Here is a 14,018-nt window from a genome sequence, read left to right on the forward strand (position 1 = left end):
GCCCGATGACCACACTCGCCACCACGGGGTCTGACAGCGGCTCCGCCTCGGGTGACGCCCTCACCCGTGACGCCCTCGCCGTGCTCCAGCCGGGCTTCGACGGCACCGCCGCCCCCGACTGGGTGCGCCGCCGCGTCGGCGAGGGCCTCGCCTCCGTCGCCCTGTTCGGCCGCAACGTCGTCACCGAGGAGCAAGTCACCTCCCTCACCGCCCAGTTGCGGGCCGAGCGGGACGACCTTCTGATCGCCATCGACGAGGAGAGCGGCGACGTCACCCGCCTCGACGTGCGCACCGGCTCCTCGTTCCCCGGCAACCACGCCCTCGGCGCCGTCGACGACCCGGACCTCACCCGCGCCGTCTCCCGCGAACTGGGCCGCCGGCTGGCCGCCTGCGGCGTCAACTTCGACTGGGCGCCGTCCGCCGACGTCAACGCCAACGCGGACAACCCCGTCATCGGCGTCCGCTCCTTCGGCCCCGCCACCGACCTCGTCGCCCGGCACACCGCCGCCTGGGTCGAGGGCCTCCAGTCCACCGGCGTCGCCGCCTGCACCAAGCACTTTCCGGGCCACGGCGACACCAACATCGACTCCCACCACGCCGTACCCCGCATCGACGTCGACGCGGAGACCCTCTTCGCCCGCGAACTGCCGCCGTTCCGCGCGGCGATCGCCGCCGGCACCCGCGCCATCATGAGCGCGCACATCCTCGTCCCGGCCCTGGACCCCGACCGCCCCGGCACCCTCTCCCGCCGCATCCTCACCGAGCTGCTGCGCGGCGAACTCGGCTACCAGGGCCTGATCGTCACCGACGGCATGGAGATGCGCGCCATCTCCGGCACCTACGGCCTGGAACACGGCGTGGTCCTCGCCATCGCGGCCGGCGCCGACGCGATCTGCGTGGGCGGCGGGCTGTGCGACGAGAACACGGTGCTCGGCCTGCGGGACGCGCTCGTGGCCGCCGTACGCTCCGGCGAACTCCCCGAGGAACGCCTCGCCGACGCGGCCGCGCGGGTACGGGAGCTGGCCCGCTGGACCGCCGCCGGGCGCGCCGACGCGGCCCGCACCGAGCCGGCCCCGCAGATCGGCCTGACGGCGGCCCGCCGGGCGCTGAGAGTCACCCGCTCCGGCGCCCCGGCACCCGTCGACTCGCCCGTCTTCGTCGCCCAGTTCAACCCCGAGCCCAACATCGCCGTGGGCGACCAGACGCCCTGGGGTGTCGCCGTCGAGCTGAGACGGCTGGTGCCGGGCAGCACGGACGGTTCCTTCACCGGCCCGGACGCGGGCACCCGTGCCCTCGCCGCCGCCGGCGACCGCCGGATCGTCGCCGCCGTCCGCGACGAACACCGCCACGACTGGATGCGCTCCGCCCTCGACACCCTTCTCGCCGCCCGCCCCGACACCGTTGTCGTGGAGATGGGCCTGCCCCAGGCGCCCCCGCGCGGCGCCCTGCACATCGCGACGTACGGCGCCGCACGGGTGTGCGGGCTCGCCGCGGCGGAAGCCGTCGTCAGGGGCTGAGCAGCGGAGTACGACAGGTCGGGGGGCCTGTCGTACTCCGGCTGGGGCGGGTCCGCGGGGGCGTGGGCCTTTGCCGTTCGCCGGGATTTTGCGCGTATCCGTGCCCCCGAAGGGGTGCGGGCGTGCTCGACATGCGGCTCCGCCGCGCGGGCGCGACCAGCCACCAGGCACCCGCACCGGCCACCCGGCCGCACCCGCACCCGCCACCCGGCCACACTCGCACCGGCCACCCGGCCGCACCCGCACCCGCCACCCGGTCGCACCCGCACCCCCTCAGCGCCCCCTCCGCACCCACCTCCCACCTCACCCGCCCTCCGCGCGGCGGCCACCCCGCCCGCCCGAACATCTCCGCGCCCGGCGTATGCCACCGGCAAATGTCTCACCGCCACCCACATCCGTACCCCCGGAGTGCTCGCATGCAGACACCCGCCCCCTACCTCCACCGCGCGGCTTCCGACCGCCCTTACTTCAGCGCCGACGGCGAGACCTACCTCGCCCCGACCCCACTGCGCGACATCGAGAAGTCCCGCCCGCTGAGGGTGCTTTCGGCCGAGGACTTCGCGTTCTGGCAGACGTACGGCTATGTCGTCGTCCGCGAGGCGATCACCCCCGGCGAGGCCAAGCAACTCCTCGACTTCACCTGGGAGTTCCAGGGCCTGGACCCCGACCGACCGGAAACCTGGTACACGCGGCCGGAGTTCCGCTCCGAGCTCGACCAGCACCTGTTCATCTACGGTTTCGTGGAGGCGTACCACCACCAGCTCCTGTGGAACAGCCGCCAGAACCAGCGCGTCTACGACGCCTTCGTGGACGTCTGGGACTGCGAGGAGCTGTGGGTCACCCTCGACCGCCTCAACCTCAATCCGCCCAACACCGGCACCCGTTCCCGCTCGCTGATCGAACCCACCAGCGAGGGCTTCGACATCGATCTGCACTGGGACGTGGACACCACCCGCGCCGTGCTGCCCCAGCGTGTGCAGGGCATCATCGCGCTGAACGACACCCGCCCCGAACTCGGCGGCTTCCAGTGCGCCCCCGAACTCTTCCGCCGCTTCGAGGAATGGCGCCTCGCCCAGCCACCCGGCCGCGACCCGATCCGCCCGAACGCCGACCGCGCCGAGTTCCCCGTCGTGCGTCCCGACCTCCAGGCCGGTGACCTGCTCATCTTCAACGGGCTGCTCGCCCACGGCGTCGCCCCCAACCACTCCGAGCGCGGGGTCCGGGCCGTCCAGTACCTGTCGATGATGCCCGCCCTGGAGGAGCACACCACCCTGCGCGACTCCCGCGTGCACTCCTGGCGCACCCTGGCCACCCCCGACTGGAACGCCACCCTCCTCGGCGACGCCCGCCGCCCCGAGGCGGAGCGCTACGGCACGGCCGAACTGAACCCCCTGGGCCGCAAATTGCTCGGCCTGGACTCCTGGACCCGGGGAGGCGACGCCGAGTGACCGCCATCTGCCTCTGCCTGCCCACCAACCGCGCCTGCCCCTCGACGATCACCGCCCTGCACGAAGAGGCCGCCTACGCCGTCGGGCACTTCGGCACGGACGTCCACCTCCTGATCCTCGACTCCGCCGACGACCGCACCCGCGCCGACCACCTCCGGGTCCTCGCCGCCCTCCCCGAGGTCCCCGGCGTGACCGTCCACCACATGGACGAGCAGCAACAGCGGGCCCGGCTGCGGGAGTTGATCGAGGCCGCGAACCTGCCCTCCGGCCTCCTCGACCTCCTGCTCCCGCCCGCCGTCTCCTACGGCGCCTGCACCAACCGCGCCTTCCTGTTCGCCGCCGCGCTCGGCTGCCGTTCCGTGCACCGCAGGGACTCGGACAGCACCTACCAACTCCACGCCGGACAACCGGTGTTCCCCATCCACCACGAGCTGCCCTGGCTGGGCCACCCCGCCGCCGAGGCCACCGCCGCCGGCCTGCCCACCGACCTCGACCCGGCCCACGCCCGGCGCCCGGTCTCCCTGGCCGGCGCGTCCTTCATCGGCGAACTCTCCGTGGACATAGGCGAGATACGCCGTCTCGACCCGGCCGTCTACCACGACGTGGTCGGCCTCTGGGCGCCGGTCGACTGGCCGGAGGAGCGCAAACGGGACCTGGTCGCCGAGTCCTTCACCGGCGTGGGCACCACCCCGTTCACCGGCGACCGCTCGACCCTCACCCTGGTCGACCCCATGCGCGTCGACATGTGCAACGTCGCCTTCGACCGATCTGTCTACGAACGCGTCCCGCTGCCGCCCGCCACCGACACCATCGGCAGCGACTACTTCCTCCTCCACCTGGTCCACGACGCCACCCTGCCCGGCATCCTCCACAACCGGCACATCGAGAACTTCCACACCCCCGAACGCCGCACCCCCACCGGCTTCCCCGCCTACCAGCGCCGCTTCGTGAAGTTCCTGCTGTCCATGCGCTACTTCCACCCTGTCTACGACCGCATGACCGCGACCGGCGCCGCCCTCCTGGACGCGGAGGACCGGATACGCCCCGACCTGATCACCGCGTTCCTCCGCGAGAGCACCACCCTGGACCCCGCCGAGAACCTCTGGCGCCTGGACCGCCTGGACACGTCGTACCGGAAACTGGGCGGAAGGTACGCGGAGTTCGCCGACCGGATACGCGACGAACGCGACCAGTTGCTGACCGAGGCCGCCGCGGACATGACGGCCTACGCGGACCTGATCGACGCCTGGCCCGCACTGATCGAAGCGACCCGCCCGTGAACGCCGCCCCCGACAGGCGCGGGCAACCGCACGCCGAGGCCCACCGGACCCACACCCGCCCGACGAAAGCTCCCGGCACCCGGACAGGCGCACTCGCCACCGCCCTCTCCTGCGCCGACACCGATCGCATCATCTACGACCTCACCGGCATCGCCGCCCAATACGACTCCCTCCTCTCCGAACTCCCCGGCACCGACGTCCGCTTCGCCCTCAAGGCATGCCCGGTCGACGACGTCCTGCACTGTCTCGCCGCCCGCGGCTCCGGCTTCGACGCCGCGAGCCCCGCCGAGATCGCCCAGGCCCTGCGCACCGGCGTCGATCCGGACCGCATCCACTACGGCAACACCATCAAGTCCGACCACGACATCGCCGAGGCGCACCGCCAGGGCATCCGCACCTTCGCCACCGACAGCGTCGAGGACGTCACCGCCATCGCCCGGCACGCCCCCGGCGCCCGTGTGTTCTGCCGCCTCGCCACCAGCGGGGAGGGCGCCCTGTGGGGCCTGAACCGCAAGTTCGGCTGCGCCCCCGAGGACGCCGTACGCATCCTGGACACGGCCCGCGCCGCCGGCCTCACCCCCGCCGGTCTGTCCGTCCACGTCGGCTCCCAGCAGATGACCGCCGAGGGCTGGCAGGCGGCCCTCGACCTGCTCGCCGACACGCTGACGGCGCTGGTCGGGCGGGGGATCGTACCGGACCACATCAACCTCGGCGGCGGACTGCCCGCGCTCGGCTACCGGGACCGCCACGGCAACCCCCTCGCGCCGCCCCTCGACAAGATCTTCGCCGTGCTCCGCGAGGGCATGGACCGCCTCCGCGGCCTCGCCCCCGTCACCTTCGTCATGGAACCGGGCCGCCATCTGGTCGCCGACCACGGCGCCGTCCGCGCCCACGTCACCCGCCTCACCCGCCGCCGCGGTCCGGACGGCGAGGACGCGCACTGGCTCTATCTCAGCTGCGGCAAGTTCAACGGCCTCTACGAGATGGACCAGTTGACCCACCACATGGTCTTCCCCGGCCGGGCGGACGCGGGGGAGACGGTGCCGGCGATCGTCGCCGGGCCCACCTGCGACAGCGACGACGCCTACGGGGCGGGCCTGCACCCGGTCCGCGTCCCCCGCTCTGTCACCTCCGGCGACCCGGTGTGGATCCTCTCCGCCGGTGCCTACGCCACGAGTTACACCACCGGCGGCTTCAACGGCTTCGCCCCGCTGCCCTGCGTCTGCGTCCGCGCACCCGACTCCCCAGCACACGAACGGCCCTGACATGAACGACCCGCTGCACATCCGGGAGATCGCGGCCCCCGACTGGCCCGCCCTGGCGGCCCTGGAACACGAGGCGTACGCACACCTCTCCCTCGCCGAGGGCGAGCACCTGCTGCGCTCCCGCGCCGCCGCCTCGCCCGCCACCTGCTTCGCCCTCACCGTGCACGGCCAACTCGCCGGCTATGCCCTCACATTGCCCTACCCCCGCGCGCACTGCCCCGACCCGAGCCGCCCCGAGCACACCCGTCACGACACCACCAACCTCCACCTGCACGACCTGGTGATCAGCGCCCCGCTGCGCCGCCGGGGACTGGGCACCCGCATGGTCCGCCATGTGACCGAGACGGCACGGGCCCGCGGCTTCGAGACCGTCTCCCTCGTCGCCGTGGCCGGCAAGGAGACCTTCTGGCGGGCGCAAGGCTACGCGCCCCACCCCGAGACCCCCGTCCCGTCGGCCTACGGCGCCGACGCCCTCTACATGTCGGCCCGCCTGTTCCGCGAAGCGCTGAGGACGCCCTGATGCCCACCCCCTCCTTCACCCGCGCCAAGTGGTCGATCGCGGCCCTGTTCTGCTTCCTCGGCTTCCAGTACGGCACCTGGGTCTCCCGCCTCCCCGCGCTGAAGACCCGCCTCGATCTGGGAGCCGGGGAAGTGGGCCTCCTCCTGATGGCCTGCGGCGCGGGCGCGGCGGCCGCGTTCCCGCTGGTCGCGGTGCTGATGCGGCGCCTGGGCGCACGCACCCTGTCGCTCGCCTCGGCGCTGGCCCTGATCGTCGTACTGGCCGCGCTGTCGGTCGTACCGAACTACCCCCTGGCGCTCCTCGCGGTCTGCGCCGACGGGGTCGCCGTCGGCTGCCTCAACGTGGCCATGAACGCGCAGGGCGCCGCGCTGGAGTCGTCGTACGACCGTACGGCCATGTCCCAGCTGCACGCCACCTTCAGCGCGGGCCTGCTCACGGCGGCCCTGCTGACCTCCGGGGTGACCAGCCTGACCCAGTCCGTCCCGGCCCATTTCACCATCGCGGGCGCGGTGTTGCTGCTGTTGCCGGTGTGCGCCCGCCGCGGTCTGCTCCCCGACGCGCCCGCGCCGGCCGCGACGCCGGAGAAGCGGCGCGCCCGGCACTGGACCCTCCCCTCCGGCCTCACCCTCCTCATGGGCTGCGCGATGACCTTCGGCACCATCACCGAGGGGGCGATGAACGACTGGTCGACCCTCTACCTGAAGGACACCGTCAAGGCGTCCTCGACCGTCGCCCCGCTGGGTATCGCGGTGGTCTCCGCGACGATGCTGCTGGCCCGCGCGTGCGCCGACCGCTGGCGCGACCGGTGGGGCGACGGCCCGGTGGTGCGCGCGGGCAGCGCACTGGCCGCCGTCGGACTGGGGCTCGCGCTGCTGACCGGCGGGGTGCCCGCGACGCTCCTCGGCTTCGCCTGCGTCGGCCTCGGCGCGGCCGCCATCACCCCGTGCGTGTACGTCGCCGCCGCCGAACGGGGTTCAGACGCACTGTCGTTGGTCGCCGCCATGGGCACCGTGGGCCTGCTGGCCGGCCCCGCGCTGATCGGCTTCGTGGCGACGGCGGGCGGCCTCACCCTGGGCATGGCGGTGGTCGCCGCCTCGGCGCTCGCGGTCACCGTGACCGCGATCTGGATCCCCTGGAATATCCGCTGGTCGCCGGAGCCGCAGGTGACTGCGTTGCCCTCCATGACCGACGACGACCGAAAGGGCAGTGCCGCGTAGGCGCCCCTCGGCCCCGCGCGCCGCACTCCCTGTCCGCGCCCGGCGCCGCCACCCCTTTATCGACCACCTGTCCGACCCCTGCCTGGCCGCCCTCCGCCGCCTCGACCACGCCCGCTACGGGCCCGGATGGAAGTCCTGCACGCCCTGGCCGCCAAGAGCGCCCGCGAACTACGCTCCCTGGTGGCGTCGCTGGACGAGAAGCCCCGCACCCGAGCCTCCCTCGGCACCCCCGCCGGCCCCTGGGTCACGAAGATGTGACGACTCTTCGTTGAATCGCCAACTGTCTTCACAGGACCTTCACTTCCTGCCATGCTCCTCGCTCCGACGACAGCATCCGGGGAGCGCGCCACATGGACGAGATCAAGCCCACCACCGACAACAGCCGGCACGTGCCGTTCGCGACCGGCGGCGCGATCGCTCCCGGCGCCGGATTCCCCGCCGCGACCGGCCTGTCGGGACTGGCGATGAAGTCCCGCGGCCCGGTCGCCGTATGGCTGGGCCTGCCGATCATCACGCTCGGGATCTACCACCTGGTGTGGTACTACAACATCCACAAGGAGATGCAGGAGTTCGACAGACGCCGGACCCTGAACCCGGCGGGCAGCCTGCTGGTCCTGCTCCTCCTGAGCTGGACCCTGGTCGCACCGCTGGTCTCGTACTACAACACCGGCAAGGCCATCGCGAACGCCCAGCGCGCGGCCGGCCTGCCGGTGACGTGCAGCCCCGCCGTGAGCATGTGGCTGTCGCTCGTCTTCGGCCTGAACACCTGGTACATGCAGCGCCAGCTCAACCTGGTCGTCGCCGCCTATCCGGGCGTCGAACCGGGCGCCGGGGTGCTGCTGGCGGCCTGACCAAGGGCACGCGGCACGCCGGTCCCGCGGGTGACCCGCACCGGGCACCCGCCCCCGCGTCAGCCCGTCCGCAAGCGCGGCAGCGGGGTGAGCGTGGCCCGGTGCGGGCGCAGACGTACCGGGGCCGGGGCGGGCTCCTCGTCCGGCGGAAAGAACTTGGTCAGTTCGTGCCGCCCGCTGATCCGCAACTTGCGGTAGGCATGGGTGAGATGGGACTCGACATTGCGCAGGCTCACCTTCAGCAGCTGTGCGATGCCGCGATTGCTCAGCCCGCGTGAGGCCAGCTCGGCGACCTGCCGTTCGGTGGGCGTCAGCAGCGACTCCGTGGAGTCCTTGCGCGGGTCCGGCCGGCCGCCCGCGCCCCGCAACTCCCGCTGCACCGCCGCGACCAGGCCCTCGGCGCCCAGCGAGATGCCGACCTCGTTGGCGCGGTGCAGCAGCTCGCGGGCGCGTCCCGTGTTGCCGGCGCGCCGGTGGGCGGTGCCCGCCGCGGACAGGGCGTGCGCGAACAGCAGCGGCGCCTGGGCGGGTTCGAGGAGTTCCACGGCCCGGCCGGCGAGCTGGAGCGCCTCCCGCCCCGAGCCCGCCGCGGCCCGGGCGACCAGTGCCCGGCCCAGCGCGAAGGGCGCCCCCCAGCGACCGGCCAGCTCCGCCTCCTCGCGGGCGGTACGGCGGGCCCCCGCCGCGTCGCCGAGGGCCAGCAGAAGCGCGGACCGGGACGAACGCCAGGGCAGGACCGCCGGGTTGACCACCCCTCGGCGTTCGAGCTCCGCCGCGCACCGGGCGATCAGGTCGAGCCCGCGCCGGGCCTCGCCGAGCCGCCCCAGCGCCCGCCCGGTGCTGTGCAGCAGATGCAGCCGCCACCAGGTCACCGGCCGGTCCTCGGGCAGCGGCGGTGCCTCGTCGAGGAGGGCGCCGGCCCCGGCGATGTCGTCCTTCTCCAGGGCCACCTCGATGAGCACACTGCGGGCGAGCGCCCCGGTGTGGTACCCGTCGGCGCCGATCCGGGACAGCAGCTCCAGTGCCTCGCGGGAGTCGTCCCCGGCCTCGGCCAGATGCCCGCGGTGCAACTGCACCAGGCCGCGCACGGCCAGCGCTTCGGCGCCGCGGGGCACATCGCCCTCGGCGCGCGCGAGCCGCACCTCGGTGTCCACCCCCTGCCGGGCGTCGTCCACCTCGCCCGCCCACAGCAGGGCGAGCAGCGCGTGGTACCAGGTGGGGGAGCCGTACGGGGCGCGCGGCACGGACAGGACGCGCTGGGCGATCCGCCGTACCGCGGGCGCCGAGTCGCCGCGCGCGGTACGGAGCAGCAGCACCCGCTCCAGCCGGGTCTCGACCCCCTCGCCGGGCCGGTAGCTCCCGTCGAGCAGCCGGATATGGGTGAGCCCCCGGCGCAGCCGCGCGGTCACCGCCGGATCGCCGCCGCCGATCTCCCGTTGGGCGTCCTCCAGCACAAGGCGGGCGCGCGGGAGTTCGTCGAGACGCAGCAGGATGTGGGCGAGTTCCAGCGCCTGCCGGCCGCGCTCGGCGGGCCCGGCGGCGGTGGCGCGTGTCACCAGCGCGCCCGCGGCCGCGGGCAGATCGAGCCGGGTGAGCACCTGGACGCGCAAGTCCTCGGCGCGCGCGGCCAGTTCCGGCGGCAGTCCGTGCAGGACGGCCTTCTCGATCAGCCGCCGGGCGCCCGCCGGGTCGGCGCCGGCCATGCCGCGGGCGCTGTCCAGCAGCAGCCGGGTCATCCAGGGCTCGTCCAGGCGGTGCGAGCGCAGCAGATGGGTGGCGATGTCCTCGCCGGGCGCGCCGCGCAGCCGAAGACAATGCGCGGCGAGCCGGTGCAGCTCGCCGCGCTCGGCACACGGGATGTCCTGGTAGAGCAGTTGGGCGAGCAGGGGGTGGCGGAACCTCAGGTCGTGCGGGTGCAGCAGCCCCGACTCGGTCAGCCTGCCCAGACATCGGCAGGCGTGCTCCGTGGGTATGCCGCACAGGGCGCCGAGCAGGGCCGCGTCCATCGGCGCGCCCAGGATGCTGGCCGCGCGGGCGACCTGCACGCCGTGCGGGTCGAGTCGCCGCAGCAGGCACAGGATGCGCTCCTTCACCGCCTCCAGCCGCGTCCGCTGCTCCGGCGGGTCTGCCGGCGGGTGGCCGGGCGGATGCTGGTCCGCGGTGGGGCGGCGCGGGGCGGCGGAGAGCGCGGGAACGGTGCGTATCTGCTCGGTCAGCAGATACGGGTTGCCGCCGCTCTCCGCGATCAGGGCGCCCACGGATTCCTGGCCGTGGCCGCAGAGCGCGGCGGCGAGATCGAAGGCGGCGCTGGGGCTGAGGTCGTGCAGATGGATGTGCCGGTCGGGACGGACCCCCTCCATGAACTCGACCAGCAGATGCTGGTCGCACGCCGGTTCACCGCAGCGCTTCGTGGCGAGCAGGGCCACCGGCAGGTTCTCCAGACGGCGGGTCAGGAACCCCAGCCACAGCAGGGACTGGAGGTCGGCGTACTGGACGCAGTCGACCGTCAGCAGGATCGGGGTGCGCCGGGCGGCCCGGCCCAGACAGGCGCACAGCTCCGCGAGCAGCGGGTAGCCGGGGCCGGCCGGGTCCGCGGCGCTGTCGGACGCGCCGCACCGCGCGAAGGCCCGCTCCCACATGCCCGAGGTCTCGGGCAGCGCCCCGAGGAGCTGGTGCACGACGCCCAGGGGAAAGCGCTGCTCGGCCGGGGACGCGGTGGCGGACAGCATGGCCATGCCCTGCTCACGGGCGTACGTCTCGGCCCAGCGCAGGAGCGTGGTCTTGCCGGTCCCGATGATCCCTTCCACCAGCGCGGCCGCTCCCGTGCCGGTCCTGGCGGAGTCGAGCAACTCGACGATGATCTTCGCTTCTTCGCTCTTGCCGAACAGTTCCCGGGGCACCGGGCCCACACCTCCTGCCTGAACAGTGCATGACCTGGGTGACGAGGAAACGGAATGGGGGCTCAAAAGCCGGAGTTCGTGAAACAGGCCGGAATCAGCGCCTTCAGGCACCTTTTCCGGTCATGACGGACCGGTCCCGGCCATCGTAGGAAGGATTTCGCCAAAGGGCACGGGAAGTGCGTCCGATAATCCCCCCACGGCTCCCCCTGGACACCGGTGAAACGGCGTACACCGCTGACGCCTCCGACGCTAGCACGAGTACCCGTCGCATTTGTACAGCCAGTTGCCCGGTAGATTCCGGAGCGTGTTTCTTCGGCCAGTGCTTCGGTCTCACCGTATTGATGTCCTCGGGTACCGCACGAGTACGGTCGGCACGGCTCAGAGCCGGTGACCGGTGATCCACCGACGGAAAGCGGCCACCGCGCGTCCCGTCCCATTCCTCCGTCCTGTTGGCGGAAACCCGGTGGAAGGAGCGGTGCCCACGTGTCCGCGATCAGTCAGCAGCTCGGCGGCGGTCGTACCGAGCAGTTCGTCCTCTCCCTGACCGGCATCCTGCCGTACGTCTACGAGCAGGCCTGGCAGTCCGTGCTGGCGGCCTCGCCGGTGCTGCGCGGGGCCCTGCCCGGCTCCCGGTTCCCGCTCCGCGTCGTGGACTGGCGGGCCACCCGCCCCGCCGTGCAGGAGGCGCGGCTCGCCGAGCAGTTGTCCGAGGAGGCCGCCACCGGACTCGCCCGTGACGAGGGGCCGTCGATGCGCGCCAGCCTCATCCGGCGCACCGACGCTTCCTGGACCTTCGCCTGGCGGTACGCCCGCGGGCTGCTGGACCGCGGGACCGCGCTGCGCCTGCTGGCCGAGGCCGCCGACGAGTACGGCGTACTGCTGCGCGGCGGCACCCCGCGGCCCGTACCGCGGCTCGGGACACGGAGTGCCGCCGCGCCCCTGCGGGCCGGTGAGTGACGGATGAGCGACTGCTCGGTGCGCCTGTTCTGCCTGCCCTTCGAGGGCGTGTCGGCAGGCGTCTACCTGCCCTGGCGCGAGGCGCTCGGCCCCTCGGTGGTCGTCACCCCCGTGGAACTGCCCGGCCGCGGGCGCCATCCGCGCACCCGCCCCCGCTCCCGGATGGAGCAGCTGCTGGCCGAGGTCCTGCCGTACGTGGTCCGCATGCGCGACCGGCCGTTCGCGCTGTACGGGCACGGCGTCGGCGCGCTCCTCGCGTACGAGATCGCCGCCCGCCTGGAATGGGACCACGACGCCGTGGCCGAACGGCTCTACGTCTCGGGCGCCGGGCTGCCGCACCCGCCGCACCGTCCGGCGCCCGAGCGGCCGGTCGGCGGGCTGCCGGACGCGGAGATGCTGCGCCGGCTCGGCGAGTGCGGCCGGATACCGCCGGGCGCCCACGACCCCCGGCGGGCGGGCCGGGTGCTCGCCGCGCTGCGCGCGGACCGTGCCGTCCTGGAGTCGTACCGGCGCGATCCGCGCCATGTCGTGCACTGCCCCGTCACCGTCATGACCGGGCGGGACGACCGCAGCGTCGCCGCCGGCCCGGCCGGGTGGCACCGGTGCACCCGCGGTTCGCTGCGCACGCACACCTTCCCCGGCGGGCACTACTTCCCGCTCACGGCCGGCTGGGAACTGCTGGACACCTTCCCCCGTGACCTGCTGCGGCCGGAGGCGGTGCGGCGGGCCGGGCTCGCGGCACTCCGCTGACCGGCCGGTGCCCGCCGCGGTTCCGGAAACGGCAACAACATTTGCCCGGCCCGCCCGACATGCTCATGCTGGCCGCCGGAGGTGACCGTATGACCACACACCACACCGAGGATGTCGGCGGCGATGCCCTCGCCGCCGGGCCGGAACCGGAGACGGAGGCGGAGCTGGAGGCGGAACTGTGCTCCGGCTTCCTGGCGGAGGCGGCCGGCTGGCTGCGGGACCTGCTCGTGCCCGCGGACCGGGTGTCGGCGGTCCGCCGGGTGCTGGACGTGGGCAGCGGACCGGGAGCGGCCTCCTGCGAACTGGCCCGCGTCTTCCCGCGGGCGCAGGTCGTCGCCGTGGACCGGTCGCCGTCGCAACTGGTCCGGGCCAGGGCCAGGGCCGCGGAACTCGGGCTGACCGGCCGGCTGAGCACCCGGCGGGCCGAACGGCCCGAGGAGTTCGGCGCACTGGGTCCGGCCGACCTGATCTGGACCGGCAACGTCTGCCGCCACCTGGGCGACCAGCAGGCGGCGGTGACCAGCCTGGCGTCCGCCCTGCGCCCCGGCGGGCTGCTCGCCATCTGCGAACGCGGCCTCGCCCCCCGCTTCCTGCCCCGTGACATAGGCATCGGCCGGCCCGGTGTGCAGGCGCGGCTGGACGCGGCGCTGGAGGACCGTTTCGCGGAGCGGCGGGCCCGGCTGTCCGGCGCGACGTCCGTGGTCGAGGACTGGCCGCGCCTGCTGGCCGCGGCCGGGCTCGTGCCCGCCGGTACCCGCACCTTCCTGATCGACTTCCCCGCCCCGCTGGGGCCGGCCGCACGCGGATACCTGCGCGCCCGGCTGACCCGGCTGCTCGCCGAGATCGGCGACCGGCTGGACCTCGCCGACCGGCTGACCGTGGAACAGCTCGTGGACGGCGACGCCTGCACCGGCATCCTGTGGCGGCCCGACGCCTTCTACCTCACGGCGGTCACCGTGCACACCGCCCGCCTGTGCACGGGCCGCCGCACCTGAACGACCCACCGGCCGCCGCCCCGACCCCGGCCGCCGCCGGATGAGCCGGTGCCATTCACCAGGTGCCGTATTCGGCGGGGAGCGCGTTCTCTTTCCCTCTCGCGCGCGGAAGGAGAACGCGCCCTTCGGCATGCCCGGATTCCGGTAACACCTTCCCCGGCGCGTCCGTCGCCCTTTTCCGGAAATCCCCTCCGCGGACCGCCCGGCCCCCCGAGGGGACATCGGTATGCCCGCGTGCGGTACGGCCCAGATTCTTCGGTCATCCCTACGGTGCCACCGTATTGAGGCCCCCGGCCCCGCACTCCTAGGTTCCTTCCG

At 73.7% G+C, this 14,018-nt stretch carries 12 protein-coding genes; 11 read left to right on the forward strand and 1 reads right to left on the reverse strand.

Annotated elements, in window-relative coordinates:
* The first annotated feature begins 5 nt into the window (after positions 1-5).
* The 8 genes from AC069R_RS07405 (at position 6) to AC069R_RS07440 (ending at position 8,098) form a co-directional block, all read left to right on the forward strand.
* On the forward strand, positions 6-1,517 hold the full coding sequence (locus AC069R_RS07405; protein ID WP_478765333.1) for a glycoside hydrolase family 3 protein: 1,512 nt from the start codon (positions 6-8) through the stop codon (positions 1,515-1,517).
* A gap of 416 nt (positions 1,518-1,933) precedes the next feature.
* Positions 1,934-2,965 (forward strand): phytanoyl-CoA dioxygenase family protein, encoded by a 1,032-nt coding sequence (locus tag AC069R_RS07410; RefSeq protein ID WP_478765335.1) that lies wholly within the window; start codon positions 1,934-1,936, stop codon positions 2,963-2,965.
* Positions 2,962-4,245 carry a DUF6271 family protein gene (locus tag AC069R_RS07415; RefSeq protein ID WP_478765336.1) on the forward strand — a complete coding sequence of 428 codons (1,284 nt, stop codon included), beginning with the start codon at positions 2,962-2,964 and terminating at the stop codon, positions 4,243-4,245. The genes AC069R_RS07410 and AC069R_RS07415 overlap by 4 nt, the downstream gene beginning before the upstream one ends.
* 128 nt (positions 4,246-4,373) lie before the next feature.
* Entirely contained in the window at positions 4,374-5,510 is a 1,137-nt protein-coding gene (locus AC069R_RS07420) for a type III PLP-dependent enzyme (RefSeq protein ID WP_478765704.1), read from the forward strand.
* 1 nt (position 5,511) lies between these two features.
* Positions 5,512-6,030 (forward strand): GNAT family N-acetyltransferase, encoded by a 519-nt coding sequence (locus AC069R_RS07425; RefSeq protein WP_478765338.1) that lies wholly within the window; start codon positions 5,512-5,514, stop codon positions 6,028-6,030.
* On the forward strand, positions 6,030-7,247 hold the full coding sequence (locus AC069R_RS07430; protein ID WP_478765339.1) for an MFS transporter: 1,218 nt from the start codon (positions 6,030-6,032) through the stop codon (positions 7,245-7,247). The genes AC069R_RS07425 and AC069R_RS07430 overlap by 1 nt, the downstream gene beginning before the upstream one ends.
* A gap of 126 nt (positions 7,248-7,373) precedes the next feature.
* Positions 7,374-7,505, forward strand: coding sequence for a hypothetical protein (locus tag AC069R_RS07435; protein ID WP_478765341.1), 132 nt, complete (start codon positions 7,374-7,376; stop codon positions 7,503-7,505).
* Between the two features lie 92 nt (positions 7,506-7,597).
* Entirely contained in the window at positions 7,598-8,098 is a 501-nt protein-coding gene (locus tag AC069R_RS07440; RefSeq protein ID WP_478765342.1) for a DUF4234 domain-containing protein, read from the forward strand.
* A 59-nt stretch (positions 8,099-8,157) separates the two neighbouring features.
* On the opposite strand, the gene AC069R_RS07445 is transcribed toward AC069R_RS07440, so the two are convergent.
* The gene (locus AC069R_RS07445; protein ID WP_478765343.1) at positions 8,158-10,998 is read right to left on the reverse strand and encodes a BREX system ATP-binding domain-containing protein; all 2,841 of its coding nucleotides are present in this window, start codon (positions 10,996-10,998) and stop codon (positions 8,158-8,160) included.
* A 483-nt stretch (positions 10,999-11,481) separates the two neighbouring features.
* Between AC069R_RS07445 and AC069R_RS07450 the strand changes: the two genes are divergently transcribed.
* The 3 genes from AC069R_RS07450 (at position 11,482) to AC069R_RS07460 (ending at position 13,700) form a co-directional block, all read left to right on the forward strand.
* Positions 11,482-11,955 carry a hypothetical protein gene (locus AC069R_RS07450; RefSeq protein ID WP_478765344.1) on the forward strand — a complete coding sequence of 158 codons (474 nt, stop codon included), beginning with the start codon at positions 11,482-11,484 and terminating at the stop codon, positions 11,953-11,955.
* 3 nt (positions 11,956-11,958) lie between these two features.
* A complete protein-coding gene (locus AC069R_RS07455; RefSeq protein ID WP_478765346.1) occupies positions 11,959-12,705 on the forward strand; it encodes a thioesterase II family protein in 747 nt (248 codons plus the stop codon).
* 89 nt (positions 12,706-12,794) lie between these two features.
* Positions 12,795-13,700, forward strand: coding sequence for a class I SAM-dependent methyltransferase (locus AC069R_RS07460; RefSeq protein WP_397983492.1), 906 nt, complete (start codon positions 12,795-12,797; stop codon positions 13,698-13,700).
* Positions 13,701-14,018 lie beyond the last annotated feature (318 nt).

The sequence above is a fragment of the Streptomyces sp. NPDC043952 genome, assembly GCF_056435325.1.

Bases quoted from the DNA above. Each gene is read 5' to 3' on its own strand.
- AC069R_RS07460 (WP_397983492.1), top strand. From the start codon at position 12,795: ATGACCACACACCACACCGAGGATGTCGGCGGCGATGCCCTCGCCGCC.
- AC069R_RS07435 (WP_478765341.1), top strand. From the start codon at position 7,374: ATGGAAGTCCTGCACGCCCTGGCCGCCAAGAGCGCCCGCGAACTACGC.
- AC069R_RS07425 (WP_478765338.1), top strand. From the start codon at position 5,512: ATGAACGACCCGCTGCACATCCGGGAGATCGCGGCCCCCGACTGGCCC.
- AC069R_RS07410 (WP_478765335.1), top strand. From the start codon at position 1,934: ATGCAGACACCCGCCCCCTACCTCCACCGCGCGGCTTCCGACCGCCCT.
- AC069R_RS07405 (WP_478765333.1), top strand. From the start codon at position 6: ATGACCACACTCGCCACCACGGGGTCTGACAGCGGCTCCGCCTCGGGT.
- AC069R_RS07455 (WP_478765346.1), top strand. From the start codon at position 11,959: ATGAGCGACTGCTCGGTGCGCCTGTTCTGCCTGCCCTTCGAGGGCGTG.
- AC069R_RS07440 (WP_478765342.1), top strand. From the start codon at position 7,598: ATGGACGAGATCAAGCCCACCACCGACAACAGCCGGCACGTGCCGTTC.
- AC069R_RS07430 (WP_478765339.1), top strand. From the start codon at position 6,030: ATGCCCACCCCCTCCTTCACCCGCGCCAAGTGGTCGATCGCGGCCCTG.